The sequence below is a fragment of the Parasphingomonas zepuensis genome (assembly GCF_036663735.1).
In the GTDB taxonomy this organism is placed as follows: Bacteria; Pseudomonadota; Alphaproteobacteria; order Sphingomonadales; family Sphingomonadaceae; genus Sphingomonas.
Genome location: NZ_JAXOJO010000006.1, coordinates 15,240 through 34,414 on the forward strand (window position 1 = coordinate 15,240; position 19,175 = coordinate 34,414).

General features: G+C 65.5%; 16 protein-coding genes. 4 read left to right on the top strand and 12 right to left on the bottom strand.

Features of this window, described 5'->3' with window-relative positions:
- Positions 1–109 precede the first annotated feature (109 nt).
- The 3 genes from U1769_RS20715 to U1769_RS20725 all read right to left on the bottom strand — a co-directional run bounded on the left by U1769_RS20715 (position 110) and on the right by U1769_RS20725 (position 5,022).
- Positions 110–3,232 carry an efflux RND transporter permease subunit gene (locus U1769_RS20715; RefSeq protein ID WP_332719904.1) on the bottom strand — a complete coding sequence of 1,041 codons (3,123 nt, stop codon included), beginning with the start codon at positions 3,230–3,232 and terminating at the stop codon, positions 110–112.
- A complete protein-coding gene (locus tag U1769_RS20720) occupies positions 3,229–4,224 on the bottom strand; it encodes an efflux RND transporter periplasmic adaptor subunit (RefSeq protein WP_332719906.1) in 996 nt (331 codons plus the stop codon). Before U1769_RS20720 ends, U1769_RS20715 begins: the two co-directional genes overlap by 4 nt.
- 180 nt (positions 4,225–4,404) lie before the next feature.
- Entirely contained in the window at positions 4,405–5,022 is a 618-nt protein-coding gene (locus tag U1769_RS20725; RefSeq protein WP_332719908.1) for a TetR/AcrR family transcriptional regulator, read from the bottom strand.
- A gap of 92 nt (positions 5,023–5,114) precedes the next feature.
- On the opposite strand from U1769_RS20725, the gene U1769_RS20730 reads away from it, so the two are divergent.
- Positions 5,115–6,563 carry an efflux transporter outer membrane subunit gene (locus U1769_RS20730; protein WP_332719911.1) on the top strand — a complete coding sequence of 483 codons (1,449 nt, stop codon included), beginning with the start codon at positions 5,115–5,117 and terminating at the stop codon, positions 6,561–6,563.
- Positions 6,564–6,782: 219 nt separating this feature from the next.
- On the opposite strand, the gene U1769_RS20735 is transcribed toward U1769_RS20730, so the two are convergent.
- Positions 6,783–7,322: a response regulator transcription factor gene (locus tag U1769_RS20735; RefSeq protein ID WP_332719913.1), complete on the bottom strand. Its 540-nt coding sequence runs from the start codon at positions 7,320–7,322 to the stop codon at positions 6,783–6,785.
- A 272-nt stretch (positions 7,323–7,594) separates the two neighbouring features.
- On the opposite strand from U1769_RS20735, the gene U1769_RS20740 reads away from it, so the two are divergent.
- Both U1769_RS20740 and asd read left to right on the top strand, forming a co-directional pair.
- Positions 7,595–10,513 carry an autotransporter outer membrane beta-barrel domain-containing protein gene (locus U1769_RS20740; RefSeq protein ID WP_332719916.1) on the top strand — a complete coding sequence of 973 codons (2,919 nt, stop codon included), beginning with the start codon at positions 7,595–7,597 and terminating at the stop codon, positions 10,511–10,513.
- Between the two features lie 155 nt (positions 10,514–10,668).
- Entirely contained in the window at positions 10,669–11,520 is an 852-nt protein-coding gene (gene asd, locus U1769_RS20745) for an archaetidylserine decarboxylase (protein ID WP_332719918.1), read from the top strand.
- Positions 11,521–11,666: 146 nt separating this feature from the next.
- Here asd and U1769_RS20750 read toward each other — a convergent pair whose 3' ends face one another.
- Entirely contained in the window at positions 11,667–12,020 is a 354-nt protein-coding gene (locus U1769_RS20750; protein WP_332719919.1) for an antibiotic biosynthesis monooxygenase family protein, read from the bottom strand.
- Positions 12,017–12,346 carry an NIPSNAP family protein gene (locus U1769_RS20755; RefSeq protein WP_332719921.1) on the bottom strand — a complete coding sequence of 110 codons (330 nt, stop codon included), beginning with the start codon at positions 12,344–12,346 and terminating at the stop codon, positions 12,017–12,019. The genes U1769_RS20750 and U1769_RS20755 overlap by 4 nt, the downstream gene beginning before the upstream one ends.
- A 118-nt stretch (positions 12,347–12,464) precedes the next feature.
- On the opposite strand from U1769_RS20755, the gene U1769_RS20760 reads away from it, so the two are divergent.
- Positions 12,465–13,187: an ArsR/SmtB family transcription factor gene (locus tag U1769_RS20760; protein WP_332719923.1), complete on the top strand. Its 723-nt coding sequence runs from the start codon at positions 12,465–12,467 to the stop codon at positions 13,185–13,187.
- 300 nt (positions 13,188–13,487) lie between these two features.
- Here U1769_RS20760 and U1769_RS20765 read toward each other — a convergent pair whose 3' ends face one another.
- From U1769_RS20765 to U1769_RS20790, 6 genes are read right to left on the bottom strand one after another with little or no spacing between them, the layout of a single operon-like run.
- Positions 13,488–13,979 (bottom strand): hypothetical protein, encoded by a 492-nt coding sequence (locus U1769_RS20765; RefSeq protein ID WP_332719925.1) that lies wholly within the window; start codon positions 13,977–13,979, stop codon positions 13,488–13,490.
- A 51-nt stretch (positions 13,980–14,030) separates the two neighbouring features.
- Entirely contained in the window at positions 14,031–14,864 is an 834-nt protein-coding gene (locus U1769_RS20770) for an NAD-dependent epimerase/dehydratase family protein (RefSeq protein ID WP_332719927.1), read from the bottom strand.
- A gap of 29 nt (positions 14,865–14,893) precedes the next feature.
- Positions 14,894–15,646, bottom strand: a complete 753-nt coding sequence (locus U1769_RS20775) for a Stf0 family sulfotransferase (RefSeq protein WP_332719929.1) — start codon at positions 15,644–15,646, stop codon at positions 14,894–14,896.
- Positions 15,643–17,433 (bottom strand): glycosyltransferase, encoded by a 1,791-nt coding sequence (locus U1769_RS20780; RefSeq protein WP_332719930.1) that lies wholly within the window; start codon positions 17,431–17,433, stop codon positions 15,643–15,645. The genes U1769_RS20775 and U1769_RS20780 overlap by 4 nt, the downstream gene beginning before the upstream one ends.
- The gene (locus tag U1769_RS20785; protein ID WP_332719932.1) at positions 17,430–18,500 is read right to left on the bottom strand and encodes a nucleotidyltransferase domain-containing protein; all 1,071 of its coding nucleotides are present in this window, start codon (positions 18,498–18,500) and stop codon (positions 17,430–17,432) included. Before U1769_RS20785 ends, U1769_RS20780 begins: the two co-directional genes overlap by 4 nt.
- On the bottom strand, positions 18,497–19,171 hold the full coding sequence (locus U1769_RS20790) for a glycosyltransferase family A protein (protein WP_332719933.1): 675 nt from the start codon (positions 19,169–19,171) through the stop codon (positions 18,497–18,499). Before U1769_RS20790 ends, U1769_RS20785 begins: the two co-directional genes overlap by 4 nt.
- Between the last annotated feature and the right edge of the window lie 4 nt (positions 19,172–19,175).

Consider the following 19,175-nt stretch of genomic DNA (forward strand, 5'->3'; position numbering starts at 1 on the left):
GAGCACAACAGCGAGATACCTCGGACCTGGCGATGGATGGGATGGTAGTGGCCAGCGCTGTTCGGCGTCCTGGCCGGACGTGCGGAGCCGCGGGTAGCGTCGGCCCGCGTTACCCTGCTGCCGGGAGCGCGGACGGCGGAGCGTCGCGTCGGTCTTCCACGACCGGTGGCTTGATCTTGAACCAAAGCGCGTAAAGCGCGGGCAAGAACACCAGGGTCAGGATCGTGCCACCCAGCGTTCCGCCGATCAGCGTCACCGCCATCGAACCCCAGAACACCGAGCTGATCAGCGGCACGAACGCGAAGACCGCCGCAAGCGCGGTCAGGATTACGGGCCGCGAGCGCTGGACGGTTGCCTCGACCACGGCATGGTACGGGGCCATTCCCGCCTGTTCGTTGTCGCGGATCTGGCCGATCAGGATCAGCGTGTTGCGCATCAGGATCCCCGCGAGCGCGATCAGGCCGAGGATGGCGTTGAACCCGAATGGTTGGCCGCTGACCAACAGCGTCGGGACGACGCCGATCAGCCCCAGCGGCGCGGTCAGCAGCACGATCGCCATCGCCGAAAGGCTGCGCACCTGAAGGATGATCACGATCATCATCAGCACGATCATGATAGGGAATATCGGCGCGAGCGCCGAATTGGCTTTTTCGGCCTCCTCGATCGAACCCGCCATGGCGATATGATAACCGGCGGGCAGATCCCTGATGATCGGCTGGAGCTTCTTGAACATGGCGGTCGAGACGTCCGGCGGCTGCAGGCCGTCGGCGATGTCGCCACGGACGGTGATCGTCGGCAATCTGTCGCGGCGCTGGAGGATTGGGTCCTCCATCCGCACTTCGAGCTTGCCGATCTGGCTCACCGGCACGCGCTCTCCATTTGCTCCTGTCAGCATATAGTCGCCGATGCGCGCCGGATCGAGCCGATCGCTGCCGGCGGAACGCGCCACCACCTCGACAGTGCGGATATCCTCGCGCGCCTGGCTGACGGTCACGCCAGTCAGCAGAAACTGAAGCTGTTCGGCAACGTCGCTGGAGGTCAGGCCGAGTGCGCGCAACCGATCCTGTTCGAGGACAAAGTGCAGGGCCGGCGCGCGGTCGCCCCAGTCGGCGTTCACGGTCCGCATCATCGGATCGGCTTGCAGGATCTTCTCCGCGTTGGCGGCGATGCTACGCACCGTCGCGAGGTCGGGTCCGCTGACCCGGAAGGCGACTGGAAAAGGCGAGTAAGGACCAAAGACGAGCTGTGTCGCGCGGACCCGCGCCTGCGGCGCGAGGCCGTCGGCGGCAGCCTGGCGCAGTCGGGCCTTCAGGGTGTCGCGTGATGTCTCGTCAGCCGTGAGGACGATGATCTTCGCAAAAGAAGGATCGGGCAATTCAGGCGAGAGCGACATGAAAAAGCGCGGCGCTCCCTGGCCGACATAGGCAGTGACGATTTTCGCCTCGGGCTGCTTGCGCAGCCAGTTTTCGACCTCTTTCGCAGCGTCGCTGGTTCGCGCGATCGCCGTGCCTTTGGGCATCTGCACCTCGACCAGCACTTCGGGCCGGTCGGACGCCGGGAAGAACTGCTTCTTGACCAGCGCCATGCCGGCGCCTGCAATCAGAAACGCACCCAGAGTCGCCAGCGCGACCAGTTTCTTGCGCCGCACCGCCCAGCCGATGACGCTGCGGACCTTCTCATAGCGGGGCGTCCGGTAGATGGCGGCGTGCCCACCCTCGACCGGCTTGATGTCGGTGAGCATCTTCACCCCCATGTACGGCGTGAAGATTACTGCGACGAACCATGAGGCAATGAGGGCGAAACCGACGACCCAGAAGATGTTGCCGGCATATTCGCCCGCGGTCGATTGCGCGAAACCGACCGGCATCAGGCCGATCACAGTGACGAGCGTACCGGCCAGCATAGGCGATGCGGTATGGCTCCAGGCGTAGGCCGAGGCGCGGATGCGGTCGTAACCCTCCTCCATCTTCACCACCATCATCTCGATCGCGATGATCGCATCGTCGACCAGCAGGCCGAGCGCCAGGATCAGCGCGCCAAGCGTGATCCGGTCGAGCACGCGACCAGTGGCCCACATGATGACGAGCACGACGGCAAGCGTCAGCGGTACCGCCGCTGCGACGACGATGCCGACGCGCCAGCCGAGGCTCACAAGACTGACGATCATCACGATCGCCAGCGCCTCGAGGAAGGTGTGCATGAACTGGTTGACCGCCTCGGAGATGTTCACCGACTGATCGGTAACGGCGGTCAGGCTCATGCCGAGCGGCAGATCTTCGCTGATCTTCGCGATCTCTGCCTTTAGCGCCTTGCCAAGATCCAGGCCGTTCCACCCTTCACGCATGATGACGCCCAGCAACAGTGCAGGCTCGCCCTGACTGCGAATAAGAAAGGACGCCGGGTCTTCGTACCCGCGCGATACCTTGGCTATCTCGGACAAGCGCAGCGTGGCGCCGTTAGCGACGATCGGCAAATCGCGGATCTTCGACAGATCGTCGAACGCACCGTCAAGGCGCACAACCACCTGCTGCCCCTTGGTTTCAATCGCGCCCGCGGGCGTTATGAGGTTCTGCGCCGCCAGCGCAGCGAAGATGGTACGCGGAGATACGCCAAGGGTCGCGAGCCGATCTTGCTCGAACTCGACATAGATGCGCTCTGGGCGCTCGCCGACGATATTGATCTTGTTGACGCCGGGGACGTGGAGCAGGCGCTGCCGCAAGGACTCCGCCTCACGGGCAAGCAGCCGCTGCGGCTCGCCCCTGGCCTTCAGGGCATAGAGCGCGAAGGTGACGTCGCCATATTCGTCGTTGACGAAGGGGCCGACCGCCCCCCGCGGAAGATTGGGCGCTTCATCCGACATCTTCTTTCGTGCCTGGTAGAACTCACCCTGCACAGCGGCGGGCGGCGTCGTGTCGCGCAGAGTCAGCGTAGTGAACGCCAGGCCGGGGCGGGTAAATGTTTCGCTGCGGTCATACCAGCGCAGTTCCTGCAGGCGCTTTTCGAGTGGCTCTGCGACCTGGTCCTGCATCTCCTGTGCGGTCGCACCGGGCCAGGCGGTAACCACCGTCATGACCTTGATCGTGAAGCCCGGGTCTTCGGCACGCCCCAGCTTCAGGAACGCGACGGTGCCCGCCAAAATGATGGCGATTAGAAAGAACAGCGTGACGGAGCGTTCGCGGACGGCCAGCGCCGACAGGTTGAAGCGGCTCGGCTCCCTGATGTCGCCGCTCATCGCGAGGCGCCTGACGCGGCCGCGGCCACGCGGACCGCCTGGCCCTGGTGCACCATATGCGCGCCCATGGCGATAAAGCGTTCGCCGGACTTCAACCCGGCTGTCACGGTGGCGGTTTCCTCGCCAAGAGCGGACACGCGTACCGGACGCCAAGCGACGGTCGGTTGTGCGCCGCTGCTGACGACCCAGACCCCGGGGCCTCTTCCTGCGTCGTAGAGTGCGCCGAGCGGAACCTCGGTTGCAGTCGCATCGCCAGGCAATGCCAGCGTGACCGTGACCGTCGATCCGAGCGGCGCCCGGGCCACCGCTCCTGCAAGGACGTAGCGGGCCTCGAACGTACGCGAAGTCGGATTGGCCGAGTCCGAAAGTTGGCGCAGCGTCGCGTTGCCGGCCGCGCCATCATAAGTGCGTGCCTGCGCGAGCGAGCCCAGCGACGGACGCAGCGTCTCTGGCAATTGCACCAGCGCTTCGCGCGGTCCTGATCGCGCCACCCTTACGACGGTCTGTCCGGCCGCGACCACCTGTCCAGGCTCTGCGCGCGTCTCGACGACCGTGCCGTCGCCATCGGCAAGCAGTACGCCATAATTTGTTTCGTTGCGCGCCACGTTTGCCTGCGCCTGTGCCGCTGTAAGCTGGGCACGTGCCGAATCCGCCGCCGCCTTGGCTTGGTCGTAAGCAGAGGCGGATACGGCGCCGGCGCCGACGAGATCGCGGTAACGCTTCTCATCGGCTGCAGTCTGCTCGGCCCGCGCCCGCGCGGCCTCGACGGTTCCTTGAGAAGCGCGGGTCGCAAGCGCGAGATCGGTGAGGTCGATCCGCATCAGCGGCTGTCCGCGGCGAACCACCTGTCCGGCATCGACCAGACGTTCGATGACTTTCCCGCCGACCCGAAAGCCAAGATCGCTCTGCACCCGCGCCGCTACGATGCCGGTGAGCTCCCGTGTGGAAGCATTGGCCAGGGTCGGGGTCGTCACCCGCACCAGCGGCGGCATGGTCCTCGGATCGGAACCAGCGCGCTGACAGCCGGCCAACGCGACCGAAAGCAGGGCGGGCAGGAACAGGGCTATATGACAGTAGCGATGGGACACGTCTGATTCCTCCGAAGCAATGGGAATCGCGTAGTGTCTAGTGACCAATCTGGCAATAGGTCATAGCGGGCGCAGGATCACCCCTTAGGGAGCGAGGCTCCGCAAGACGAGGCTCATCACCTCGCTCTGCGCCTCGGGAAGCAGGTCCAGGTTCCGTTCCAGGTGCAGCGGATCGATGAAGGGTGTCATCGCATAGAAGATCGATCGGCAGATCTCGTCGATAGGCGTCTTCCGTTCGAACTCGCCGTTGTCGCGGCCCTCCCTGATGATCTCTTCGAGCATCGCCTTCAGCGCTTCGGAATAGGTCCGGGTAGATGCCCAGCGCTCCGCCGCCGACAAAGCGGCAATCTCGAAGATCTTTCGATCGTCGAAAAACAAGGCGACGCTCAACGCAGTGACGCTCTTGAACATGCGGCGCAGGCGATCGGTCGCACTACCGCCTTCGTCGATGGCGCCGCGCGCTTCGGCGAGAATGCGCTCGAGACGTCCGCTGCAGATCGCCTCGCCGATCGCCTGCTTCGATTCGAAAAAGCGATAGATATAGGCTTTGGAGAAGCCGATCTCACGCGCGAGGTCGGAAACGGTCGTCTTGCCATAGCCATAGCGGGCGAAACACTCGTTCGCGGCCTCGACGATCTGGTCGCGTACATTGTGGTCGGCCGGCCCGCGGGTCGGAGCCGATTGGGTTAGGGCCTTGGTCATGGACACTCCTTAGGCAATCAGGCCGGGATTGACAAATAGTGACCGATACGACCATTAGTCATAATCCAAACCCAATCTCTCGAAGGCCGAATATGCGATATGTCCGCACCGCAGTTTCGTTATTGGCCACGGCCGCCTTGTTGGGCGGCTGTGCCATCGGGCCTCGATATGTGGCACCCGCTTCGTCTGCGCCGCCGGCTTTCGTCGGCGGTCCCGCCGTCGATCTGAGACCGGCGGCACAGACGGCTGACCTGGTCAACTGGTGGCGCGGGTTTGACGATCCGTTGCTGACCAGCCTCGTCGAGCGCGCTCTCGCCCAGAATCTCGATCTGCAGCAGGCGGGCGCCCGGGTCGTCCAGGCACGCGCTGCGCTGAAGAACGCCAATGCCGCGCTCCTGCCGTCCGGGCAGATAAGCGGCCAGGCTGGCGAGATCTACCAGTCTCGGGAGACTCCGATCGGGCGGCTCGGCAGCGCGTTCCCGCAGTTCGAGCGTTCGACCGAAACCTATGAACTCGGTCTTGGCGCCAGTTGGGAACTGGACCTGTTCGGTGGCCGCGACGCCGCCCGCGATGCGGCGCGTGCGGACTGGCAGGCTTCGGCAGCGGGTGCGGTAGCCGCCCGCCTCGCGGTGGCGGCGCAGACCGCCGATACCTACATCGCGATCCGGACGTTGCAGGCGCGGCTCGACGTCGCGCGCGCGCAAACCGACACGCAGCAACGACTCGTCGATCTGATCGCCCTGCAGTATCGCAAGGGGATCGCCGCCGAACTTCAGCTACGGCAGGCGGAAGGCGCGCTGGCGCAGGTGCGGGCTTCAATCCCGGCGCTGCAGAACGATCTCGACATCGCGATGAACGCGCTCGACGTGCTGCTCGGCATGCAGCCCGGAGCGACGCGAGCCGAGTTGACCCTTTCCGCCTCGATACCGGTTCCCCCGACGATATCGACGGCGGGCGGGCCGGCGGCGCTGCTGCGACGCCGGCCCGACATCATCGCGGCCGAACGAACGCTTGCGGCATCGAATGCGCGGATCGGCGTCGCCGTTTCGGAATATTACCCCAAGATCTCGCTCAGCGGCCTGCTCGGCACCGCGACGACTTCAGCAGGTGGGCTTTTCACGGGGAATGCGACGCAGGCCAATGGCGTGTTCGGCTTGCGCTGGCGCCTGTTCGATTTCGGTCGGGTCGATGCCGAGATCAAGGCCGCCAAAGGCCGCAATGCCGAGGCGCTGGCTGCCTATCGCCTGACCGTTCTTCGTGCCTCACAGGATGTCGAAGATGCATTCTCGACATTGGTTCAGCAGGAGGCGCGCGCGGCCGTCCTGGCGCAAGGCGAAACGTCGCTGACGCGCGCGCGGTCCGCCTCATTTGCCGCTTACAAGGGCGGAGTCGCCAGTCTGATCGAAGTGCTCGATGCCGACCGCAGGCTGCTCGAAACGCGCGATGGAGCGATCCAGGCGCGCGCCGCCGCGACCCGCGGAGCGGTCGCCTCGTTCCGGGCGCTCGGCGGCGGTTGGAATCCAGCTCCCGCGACGCACTGAGCGGCTGGCACGCCGGTGACGCACTTCGGAGGACGGGCTTGGTGCGACACCTCCCAGGCACCGGCAGAACGCCACGTTCAGGGAAGCCGAGCATGAGTGACGATGCCTATCGCCGGCGACCCGCCCAAGCGCAATCGCAAGGTTCAACTCGACTGCGATCCGAAAATCTACAAGCAGCGCAACGTCATCGAGCGCATGGTAGCGATGTTCGCCCGTTACCTAATGGTGAGACGGTACGACTAATCCCATCGAGCCCTTCACGTCGCTGGTCACCTTGCGCACCAGATCGACGATGGAGGTGGCGGCGAAGCGCTGCAGGATGCGCGCGCGGTGGAACTCGACCGTGCGGGGGCTGATGCCGAGGCGCAGCGCAATTGCCTTGTTGCCCGCTCCTTCCTGCAGAGCCAGCATCACTTCGCGTTCGCGCGGAGTCAATTTGTCGGACCGGGCGATCAGCTGGCGCTCGGTCACGACGGCGAGTGCAAGCTGGGTGATCTGCTCGCGCGCCGTGATGAGCCATCCCGACGCCTGGTTCTGACCCCGAAAGGCTTCGACAGTCACGTGAACCTCGCCGCCGGCGATTTTACGGCCGGGCCCCAGCTCGCCGACGCCCCGCCAGCCGCCGCGCGACACGATCTCCGCCTGTGGCGGAACCTCGATGCCGAGCAGCCCGATCAGCGTCAGCCCGTGCAGTGCGCCCGTTCCATTGCCCGGGACCGGAGCGATCAGCCGCTCGATCGCCGGATTTCGGACATGCACGGCGAAGTCGGCATCGCACAGGGCTATGCCGACCGAGGACTGGCTGAATGCGGCATGGAGCAGGTCTGTCGAAAGGGCCTCAGTGGACGTGGCGGCGGTCCGTTGTGCGATGGCTGAAATAACACTCTCTCCGTTCGGGGGCCATTCTCGTTGGCCATTTCAGCCCGCAAATCATTCACTTGGCCTAGTAGTCCTACGCGTATCGCCCCCAGAAGGTTGCGCCTAAGCGCAAATTTACCCCCTCGGGGGCTCATTCCAGGAGACCGGTTTTAATGTTCGTTGCGCATGTGATGGCGTCCGCCACCCAGACTACCAAACGTCGCCTTGCCCTGCTGGGTAGTGTTTCCACCGCTGCGGCGATGTTCCTCGTTCCCAACGCGGCTGCAGCGCAGGCAACGACCTGCGCGCCCGCAGGCACCACCATCACGTGCGTCGTCGGCACCACCACCGTTCTGACCGCGACGACGACTGCCGGCAACGTCACGGTTCCGGGTGCCGGGCTCACGACCATCGACACGACCGGCCCCGCGACGACCACCTATACCGCGACCGGGCCGATCTCGACGACGGGCGTCACCGCGCTCAACATGACCTCGACCGGCGGCGCGCTCAGCTTCGCCCCGACCGGCACCACCGCTCCGGTGAACCTCACCACCACCGGCGGCATCGCTGCACATGGCGTGTTGCTCAACACTCCCGGCCAGGCTGCCACCGTCACGGTCGGCAACATCTCGACCACCGGCACCACGTCCTCCGGTGTCCTGTCGACGGCAGGCGGCGACCTGACGCTGCGGACCGGCAACATCGTCACCACCGGCGCGAACAGCACCGGGATCGACGCCGTCGCCCAGACCGGCAATGTCTCGATCAACGCGGGCAACATCACCACGACGGGTCTGGGCGCGCAGGGCGCGATCATCACCTCGACGGGCCCGGTCAACCTGATCGTCGGCACCGTTTCCACCACCGGCAACGGCCTGACCGTCAATGCCGGCACCAGCGCCGTCACGCTCGCCACCGGCGCCGTCACCGCGACTCAGGCCGGCGCGACCGGCACGGTCGTCAACACCACCGGCGCGGTGACCTTCACCGGCGGCAAGCAGACCGCCAATGGTGCCAACGCGCTGCGCATCACCGGCGGTGCCGGCGCGATCAACGCCACGGTCGCCGGCGCAGCGACCACGGGCACCGGCACGGCGGTCGCCATCACGGGCACCGGCCCGGTGACCTTCGTCAACAGCGGCGCGATCACCACGACGGGCGCCAATTCGGATGGCATCACCATCGTCACGCCCGGCACGATCGCCATCACTGGAGGCCAGGTCGCGACGACCGGGGCCAACAGCCGTGGAATCGTCGCCAATGGCGGCGGCGCCGTCACCGTTTCGGCGACGGGCGTCACCACCACCGGCGCAGCAGCGACGGGCATCGTCGCGAACAGCGCGACCGGTCCGGTCGGGGTGTCGCTCAGCGGCACCAACAGCTCGGCCAGCCTCGACGGCACGACCATCGCGGCGGCGACCACCGCCAATCTCGCGCTGAACTCAGGCTCGCTCTCGGGTGCCAACAATGGTGCTACGATCGTCTCGGGCACGGGCACCACCGTGACCAATGCCGGCACGATCAACGGCGGCAACTATGCGCTCGCGATCACGGGCGGCGCGGCGACGGTCAACAACAGCGGCACGATCAACGGCCGCGTCCTGCTGACCGCCAATGGCGATACGGTGAACAATAGCGGTACGTTCAACGCCAACAGCAGCAGCGACTTCGGCGCGGGTACCGACGTGTTCAACAACAGCGGCACGTTGCGCGTGCTGGGCCAGTCGACGACTGCCGGCACGGTCACGCTGACCGGCCTGGAGACGTTCAACAACAGCGGCCTGGTCGATCTGCGCAACGGCCATGTCGGCGACGTGCTGGCCCTGCCGGGCACCTATACGGGCAGCGGTGCTGCCCAGCTCGGCCTCGACGTCAATCTCGGCTCCTCGGTCTTCACCGGCGATCAGCTGCGGGTCGGCGGCGCGGCGACGGGCTCGACGGTCGTGTCGATCACGCCGCTCAACTCGACTCCCGCCGTGCTCAGCACCAGCGCCGGCACCATCGTGGCGCAGGCCGGCGCGGGTTCCTCGGCAACGGCCTTCACGCTTAACAGCGCGAATGTCGATCAGGGGCTGATCCAGTACGGCATCGTCTACAACCCGACGACCTTCGCCTACAGCCTGGTCGCCACCCCGGGTGCCGGCGTTTACCGCACCGCATTGTTCGCCCAGGGCGCCCGCAACCTGTGGCTGCAGTCGAGCGACAGCTGGTCGGGTCATATGCGCGAACTGCGCGACACCGTCGCGGCCAACGGCCCCGGCGATGCCGGTGGGCGTTTCTGGATGCAGGCGATCGGCCAAGTCGAAGAGCGCGGCGGCGACCGCACCTTCGCGTACAACGGCCTGAACACGCCAGTGTCGATGCGCTACAAGCAGGACTATTTCGGCGGCCAGATCGGCCTCGACATGGGTGCGCCTGCCGGCAATGGCGAGTTCGCCTTCGGCGTGACCGGCGGCTATATCAGTTCTGACCTGAACTTCGCGAACTCGGCGGACCGGATCAGTTTCGATGCGATCAACGGCGGCGTCTATGCCAGCTACAGCTCGGGGATGTTCTTCCTCAACGCGCTCGGCAAATACGACTATTACTGGAGCGACAATCTCAGCATCTCGGGTCGTTACAGGCAGAAGGCCAAGGGATCGGTCTATGGCGGCAAGGCCGAGGCGGGTTTCCGCATCGGCAACAGCCTGTGGATCGAGCCGGCGGCGAGCGTTTCCTACACCCACTCCGATTTCGATGATTTCAGTGTGGCCTCGGGCACCTTCGCCTTCAACGATCAGGACGGCGTTCGCGGCAAGGGCGGCGCGCGCGTGGGTTACACCACCGACATCGGCGGCTCGAAGGTGACCGTCTACGGCGGCGGCAACTATGTTCACGAGTTCAAGGGCCAGGATCAGGTTGCCTTCACCAGCGGCACCCAGACGGTGGTGTTCGGCGATCGCAAGCTGCGTGACTATGGCGAGGGCCTTGTGGGCCTCAACATCGGGTCGCAGCAGGGCGCGGTCAGCGGGTTCTTCGAGGGTCGCTATGCCGATGGCGGCGATTATCAGGGCTATGGCGGCCGCGCCGGCCTGCGCTTCCGCTTCTGATCTTCAGCAGAAGATAGTGCTTTGGATTGTGGGTCGTCTCGCGAGAGGCGGCCCACAAGCTTTTTCGGCGCTGCCAGCGTGGGCGCGCCTTCGAAAAACTCGCGTTACGGCGCATTCGACTGTTACAGCGGCCGCCCGTCACCCGAGGGTCCAAGATGTCCGATCGCTTCAGCGTCCTGTTGCAATATGCCTTGCCGAAACGGCGCCTGACCGTTCTGGCCGGCCGCATCGCCCGGGCGCGGGCGGGCACGATCACGACCCGGCTGATCCGCTGGTTCGTCGCGAGATACGGCGTCGACATGAGCGAAGCCGCGGACCCGGACATCACCAGCTACGCCAGCTTCAACGACTTTTTCACGCGCCCGCTAAAGGCCGGCGCGCGCCCGCTGGCGCCGGCCGATTTCGTCTGCCCGGTGGATGGCGCGATCAGCCAGCTCGGTGCGATCGACGATCATCATATCGTGCAGGCGAAGGGGCATCTTTTCACCACCACTGATCTGATAGGTGGAGACGCCACGCTGGCGGCAGAGTTTCGTCATGGCAGTTTCGCGAACCTCTATCTGTCGCCGCGGGATTATCACCGTCTCCATATGCCGTGCGCAGGCAGGCTGACCCGCATGATCTACATTCCCGGCAGCCTGTTCTCGGTAAACCCGGTCACCGCGCGCGGCGTGCCCAATCTGTTCGCGCGGAACGAGCGCGTCGTCTGCGTATTCGATAGCCCGGAGCACGGCCCGTTCGTGATGGTGCTGGTCGGCGCGACGATCGTCGGGAGCATGGCTACGGCATGGCACGGCGTCGTCAATTCACAGCGACCCGGCGCGTTGGCCGAATGGCGCTATGACGATCAGGCCATCGTTCTGGAACAGGGTGCGGAGATGGGCCGCTTTCTGCTTGGCTCGACGATCGTGATGCTCTTTCGGCGAGGAACGATCCTATTCGACGAAAGCTGGACTCCGGAGCGACCGGTGCGGCTCGGCGAACGCATGGGCGATAGCCCGGCCTGATCGCGCCGTGGCGAGCAGCATTTTGCGGACGACAATCGATGAGGCTGGAAATGACCGCGCGCCGCTGCCCAGTCAGCCGCATCTGACTGCCACGCGTGCTATTTCACCCCATCCGGAGCTGGATCGGCTTGCCCGGCCCCATGATTTTACGACATCGGTCCCGGCTCCGCGCGACTGTCTGGCGGCACCTGCGAGCGCTCGAACATGCCGTAGTCGCGGGCCACGTCGGCGACGCGCAGCCGATAGTCGGTGAACACGCCGGTCCGACCGCGCGCCTGGGAGGCGCGGTGGGCTGCCATGTTGCGCCAGCACGCGACGGCTTGTTCGTCCCGGAAGAACGAGAGCGAGAGCATCTTGTCCGGATCGCTCAGGCTCTGGAACCGCTCGACCGAGATGAAGCCATCGACAGCGCCAAGCTCCAGCTTGAGGGCAGCGGCGAGATCGAGATAGCGCTGCCTGCACCCCGGGGCGGGAACGACCTCGAAGATGACCGCGATCACGCTGCCACCAGCGGCGCATGCGGCGCCGATGCCAATCGCAGGAAGAGGCGATCCTCGCGCGTGATGAATCGCTCGCGCCTGGCGAAGTCGTAATTCTCGCGGCCGAGCGGGTCGTCGCGCAGGCGTGCGCGATAGGCCTCGTACGCTGCCAGGTCGGCGATCGAATAGACGCCATAGGCGGTGGTCGCCGAGCCTTCCTGTGGCGCGAAATATCCGATCAGGTCGGCGCCGCAGCGTGGGATAGCTTCCCCCCAGTTGCGGGCATAGTGCTCGAACGCGTCGACGCGGTAGGGGTCGATCTCGTATCGTATGAAGCATGTGATCATTGGCGTTTCTCCCGTCGCTCGCCGCGGTTTAGCTCGGGTGGCGGTCGGATGCTTCGGGCGCGATCGAAGCGTCCCGGCACGCCATGTGGTAGCGTGGGGCGATCATAAGGAGGGCTGCATGCTCACGACCAATGCCTTTGCCGGTATCGGCGCGCTCGTCGGCGACCCGGCGCGGGCGAGCATGCTCATCGCCCTGATGGATGGCAGAGCGCTGACCGCGACCGAACTCGCAGCCGTTGCGGGCGTGACGCCGCAAACCGCGAGCAGCCATCTCGCGCGGCTCGTTGCCGGGGATCTGCTCGCGGTGGAGCGGCAGGGCCGACACCGCTACCACCGCGTGGCGACGCCCGCGATCGCGCAGATGATCGAGGGCATGATGGCGGTCGCTGCGACCGGGTCCGCCGGTCGTCGCGCGGCGCCCCGGACCGGGCCGAAGGACCTGGCGATGCGGCACGCCCGGACGTGCTACGATCATCTGGCCGGGCGCGTGGCCGTGGGGATCGCCGACCGGATGGTCGCGCGCGGCGAGATCCGGTTCGGCATCGATGGCGGCGAACTGACCGCTCTCGGCGCGCGTCGGTTGAACGGCGTCGGGATCGACATTGCCCGGCTGGTTGGTCGCCGGGGCCGGCGGGCCTTTTGTCGGCCATGCCTCGACTGGAGCGAGCGCCGTCCGCACATCGCGGGCGCGGTCGGGAGAGCCTTGCTCGACCATTCGATCGACAAGCTATGGCTTCGCACCGTCGCCGGGTCGCGCGCGGTCATCGTCACCCCCCTCGGAAGACGGACGCTCACCAGTCTGTTCGAACTCGCGCCCGACATCTGGGAGGATGCGGCCTGACCGCCGCGACACCGCGCGACTGCGATACGCAGCTCAGCTGAACGAGCGTCCGGTTCCGGGGCTGGCGCCGCGCATCTGCTGGCAAATGCCGGCTGCGGGGTGGCGCGGACCATCTCCAACGCCACGACGCATCCCGGCAAGACCTTCTACGGCTGCAGCTACCGGTTTGAGATGCTCGACAGGACGGGGCGCCGCTTTGAGCGCGCGGGAGCGGTGAAACAGGCTGCGGCCGTCGTGGAGGCTGCACCGAGCGCTGCTTCCGATCGATAACGCCAGGGGTTTCTCGCCAGCGCCCGCCGGTCAGCCGGGCCCGCCGTCCAGATCACCGACGCATTGCAGGTCGGGGTCCGTTTTCGCCATGCGTTTCAATTCCCCGGTCCGCGAGACGATGCCCGGAAAGATCGCGTCCGGGGTGGCCGTGTACGTCCGGAGAAGCCGCAAGGCCCAGGCATAATGCCGTGCTCCGACGTCGCAGCTGTTGCCGCCGCCATCACCCTCTCCCCACACTTTGCGCCACCCAGCCTGGCCGTCGCGCTTCAGGATGGCCTGGAAGGTACCGACCGGCCCTTCGGCGCGAACATAGGCAATCGCCCCTGGTCCTGCCGAAAGAACGCGAAACGCGCGGAACGTGAAACGCGATTGCGGGCTATCGTCGCCCGCGTGAAGGGTCTTGACGATCGCCGCGCGCTCGGCGCTGCCGGGAGCAGGCGTATGGACGGCCGGCTGCGCGGTTACTGCGGCTGGCGCCAGGGCAAGCAGCGTCGCGACGACTGGTGAATAGCAACGTGTCATATCAACCAATGCGATAGATTGACCGAGCTAGCGGCTCAAGGCAAACACGCCTCAAGGCAGATCGACAAAGGTCCCGCCGCGCAGTAAATGGCCGCGTCGGCCAGAGGATTGCGGGGTCGATGCCGCATCTGGATACGTCGCAGGGATTGACCCGCGATCCTCGAACGAGAAGCCGTAGTAGCGCTCGAGCCGCCCGTCGGTCGCACTGTCGTTCGGATAAGGCGCCACGGCATGAACGAGGCGAAAGCCTGGCGTATCATCGGCCAGGATCGCAAGCACCAGTCGCCTCAGGTCGTTGGCGGTCACCCCCTGCCCCGGATGAGCCGTGCCGATTTCTTCGACGACGTGCCCAATGCGCACTACCGTGACGGTCATTCCATATTTCTCGGCGGCATATCGGCACGCCGCTTCACCGAACGCCTTCGTCACCGCGTAGCGCGTGTCCGGCGCGAGCTCGCAATTCTCGTCGATCGCCCGATCGCGCGGGTACATGCCAAGGACGTGCATCGTGCTTGCGAAGATGAAATGACGCACGCGAGCATTATGCGCCGCGTCCAGCAGACGAGTCAGGCCAACGACGTTGGCTGAAACCAGATCGTCCCAGCCTGCCTCGTTCGCGACAGCACCCAAATGCAATATGATGTCCATGCCCTTGCAGGCACGTCGCACGGCAAAACGGCTTTGGAGATTGCCGCGTTTGAATGTTTCGCCGGATCTTAACGGGGAAATGCGATGACGGTCGCTCAGCCGAAGGGCGTAGCCTCGATCCAGCAGCGGCTGGCGAAGCATCGAGCCCAGGCGGCCACCTGCGCCTGTCAGCAACACGGCAGGCTCAATCGTGACCGAGCTTCCGCTCATCTCACTGCCATCGCGATCGACCCGCATGCGTGTCGCTGCGGAGAGCCTGCCCCACCTTACCATTTCCGGACCAACGGTAGCGATCGCTTTGCCTTGCGTAGCCGCCGTCCCAATCGTGACCAGCGGTCTCCTGGTTCGAAAAGGGGAAAGTCTGCAAAGTTGGCGCGATCTTCAAGGTAACGCTGCCGCCAATCTTCGCTTAGTTGATCGCGTTGAATCGACAAGATCGCACGCTGCTCGTTCAATCTTTCAGTGACGCCGACGAATGCGGCTATTGCCGATAAAGCTCCATCAGGCCTCAGGCAGAAGTCCTCGTAGATCAGCCAGAGTACATTGGTACCGGCTTGAGCAAGCATCTGCCGCAGCGTCGCCTCCTGCAACAGAATATCATATAATGCCTGGTCGATCTTGCTTGCGTCATAAAATGGAGCGGCACGGGGTGGTGTGGTTGCATCCCATTGATCGGTTTGCCGGGCGCGGGCGAGCGAAATTGCTTGCCCCAGTTTGTCGTTGCGGCTGACAAACACGATATTGCTCGAGACGACGTGTCGCCACACATCGCTGTCGACAAGCTGTTCGTGGAACGTCTTGAGCGCCCAGACGCGGTTCGACGTAAGCGAGGTCAGGCAGATGCTCTCCCACAGATTTCCGGGTGCCGCTGCCATCTCGCCGGTCACCAGATGAAGCCGATCGGGATTGAGATATTCCCGCGGCCGACCCAGCACGCCCGTGCCTGCCAGCAAGCTGCACAGGTGGGACGTCCCGGAGCGCGGTGTACCCAGCACGACATAGCCGCGCCGTTCGGTCACTCGGGCAGCCCGCGCTTGCGGCGAAGCGCGTTGCGCGCCAGTTTCAGGGGAATGCGTTCGGCGGTTGTGCGGCCGAACGTCGTGTTATCCGCGTCACGCCGGACGTGGAGCGTCACTTCGGCAATATGGTCGACCACGATACCGCGGGTGGCTGCACGCGCGAACCAATCGGTATCTTCGGCCAGCCGCAGTTGAGAATCGAAAACGCCATTGCGATCGAAAGCGCGGCGCCGAAACAATGCGGCTCCGATAGAATAGCGAAATGTCTCGGCCGGGCTGCCGACGAAGAGAAACGGGCCGTCGGGCTCGGATCGGCAGAGCAGTTGTGACTGACCTATCGCCACGTCGCTGTCCGGATGGTCGTTCAGCCACGCAAGCGACATCGCCAGCGCGCCCGCTGGCCACAAATCATCGACATCAAGGAACGCGATCAGGTCGCCCGTGGCAGCGCGAATGCCGGTATTGCGTGCATCCGCCGCGCCGCCGTTCCGCTTGGGCAACAATCTTACGGGGACCGGTAAAGTGGCAACAACTGCGTCGACATCCCCGATTACGCCGTCGTCGACGACGATGATTTCGAGCTTGGGGTAGTCCTGCGCCAATATGCTGGCGACGGCCTCCGGAAGGTAGTGAAGGCCGTTGAAGACCGGTACGATCACGCTGATCAACGGTTGCGGATGGGAAGGAAGCAGGGCGGTGGCACTGGGCGGATCGGCGATCAGTGCTGCGACGGCCATGGGCACCTCGGACACCGCGCTGCCCAGGACAAGCGTAACGCATGGCAGGCGGCTGAGCACGTCTTCGATAAGGTCGACGGTGCGCTTGCCCGCATGCGGGAGCTGCGTCATCGTCGTATAGATGGCTGAGCCCAGCACCGCGGCTGGCATGGCTGGCTCGACCGACGTTGCAGCGCCAGCGCCGAAGCGCAGCGTAACGACAACGCGCAGCAATACCGTCGATGCCAGCTCCTCGGGACTTTCATCGCCGACGCGAAGTACCATCTTCTCGGCGCCTGGCGTCAACGCGCCGCGAAGCTCTGGAAAGTGGGCGGCAACCTCCGGAAACAGCTTCGCCGTGCGGTAGAGAGCGTGCGCGGCCGGTTGGGGACCGCCGGTCAACACCACATAGTCGTCGCCGCAATAGCGCATGCCTGCCCCCACGCAGGCGAGCGCGGTCGTCGACTTCCCCACCCCACCGCGCCCGACGATGAGCACGCCGCCGTCATCGGTGCCGACCGCCGCACCGTGAACCAGCTGCGCGCCGCGCGCCGTCAGCCACCAGGACAGTGGCGTACGGAGCGGCGCTGCTTTCGTCCAATAGGGCAGCGCGGCGGAATCGCGCACCCAGAACACGCCAACACCGCGCGCCATGTCGAGCAGAGCCAGCGAATATTCGCCGAAATGAAATGCGCTCCTCCAACGTTCGCTGCCAAAGGTCCACAGGTCGCCGCGGTCGCTGAAACAATGCTGCGGCACCGGCGGCGGTGCCATGTCGACGCCACTGGTGGCGCTGTCCCACAAGAACAGCGTCAGGTCGGGTTCCAGCCCGTCGTCGCAGGCAACGACACATGCGAAGGCCGGCGTCAGCAATCGATCGAGAGCGGCGCCGGCATAGTGCAGCCGAATGCGCTGCCCGACGACCATCAGGTCGCGTCGGATCGTTTCGCCACTGGCCATCGCCCGTTCGGTCCGGGCCAGAACGTCGGCGAAGAACGCCGCCTGGTCCGCCTCCGATCGTGGCGAAAGGTCGGCGGGCATTGCTACCGTATCGGCGATGGCCTTGCTCATCGGATGGTGGCCAGGCGCGTGGCAAAGACATTGACCGTTGCCGCCGGCAGGGCGGACGCGCGCCCGTCCGCAACTATGCGCAGCAGCATTGCCAGATGGAGCCGGTCGACCACGCGCCGCGGCCGCGCGGCAGGGCGCTGATGAAGGCGGTACTCGATGCGTTCGAACAGGCCCACGCGCTGTCGCAGCAGGTCTGTCAGCACGGACGCCGGCACGGAGAGCGCGAATTCCTCGGCGACGAATTCCAGCGCCAGGGCCAGCCTGTAGGCGACGCGTTCGCGGCGCGCGAAAGCGATCAGACGCGACCAGTCTATCTCCTCGCCCCTGCTCTGCAGGATCATCGCCGTGTCGGAGATCCAGCGCACGGACCCGTCCGAATCCTGGCCGATGCCATGCAGGACTGCGTGAAGCAGCAGATGCGCTGCGGAGGGCTGCAACAGCTCGACGCCCAACATGGCGAGCGGCTGCGCTTCACGCCAGGTTTGCGCGATCGCCGCCGCCGAGCCCAGCTCCTGCACCGGCCGCCAATGCAGGTCGATTTCATGGCCGGAAGCGTCCGCGAACGTCATCGCATGCTGGGTGGCGAGCTTGGTGGCCAACGTCGTGCCCGCCCGCCGCTCGCGCACCTCACGCCAGCCGACGGCGTTCAGCACCGCGCCCGCCTCCGCGACCCGGTCCGTCGGTACGAGGATGTCGATGTCTGCCATCGGCCTCAGCGCCGGACTGGCGTAGAACCCGGTGGCGAGGGCGAGACCTTTGCTCGCCATGACCGGAACCTCTGCCTGGCGTAACGCGCGCAGCGGTTCGGCCACGGCGGCAAACAATAGCTGGATCGATGCCCAGAAATGCCGATGGACCCCGTCCAGCCGGGCGAGCAGCGGATGCTCGGTCCCTGTCCGACGCATATTGGCGGCGGCCAGCGGCAGAAGACGAAAGCTGTTCACCTCGACATTCGCTGCGAGATCGACGCCTTCCGCCCACTGCGCGAACGCCGCGCCGGCGGCAGGACCATCGTCGAGTGCGGCATGAAGCAGGAGCAGCTGCTGCGGATCCGGGCGCAGCGTCACGCGGTCGCGCTCCGGCGACGGCGGGCAGTCTCCCGCAGGACCTGGAGCCGGTCCGCCACACGTCCGCCCTCAGCCAGCATCATGTTGCCGCCGTGCACGATGCGCCACAGGACGACGTGGTCGACCTCGGCCATTGCCACGTTCAGATCGACGGCGCGCGCGACCCAGCCGATCGTTTCCGCGCTTCGCCGGGCCGGATCGAAACCACCGACGCGGTCGAACGCGGTCCGCCGCACAAGCATGGATCCGGCCAGGCGACCCGGTGCCTGCAGGCCGGTCGCCGCCAGCCGGCCCTCCTGTTCGACGACGATGGCAACCCGGCCAAAAACCAGCTCGACCTCGGGATTCAGCGAAGCCAGCCGGCTTGCCAGACTGTTCTCGGGCCACCGATCGTCGGCGTCCAGAAACGCGATGACCGATCCCTTTGCCAGCCCGACCCCGACGTTCCGCGCCACGGATACACCGGCATTTGCCTGACGATGAAGCCGGATCGGCAGCTGCGTTTTACGGGCCAGGCTTGTGACGATCTCCGCGCTGGCATCGCTCGATCCATCATCGACGATAATGATTTCGCGCGGTTGGGACGTTTGGGTCAGCACGGATTCGATCGCTGCCCCAATATGCCGGGCGGCATTGAAACATGGAATGACGACACTGACGTCCGCGGCCAACACT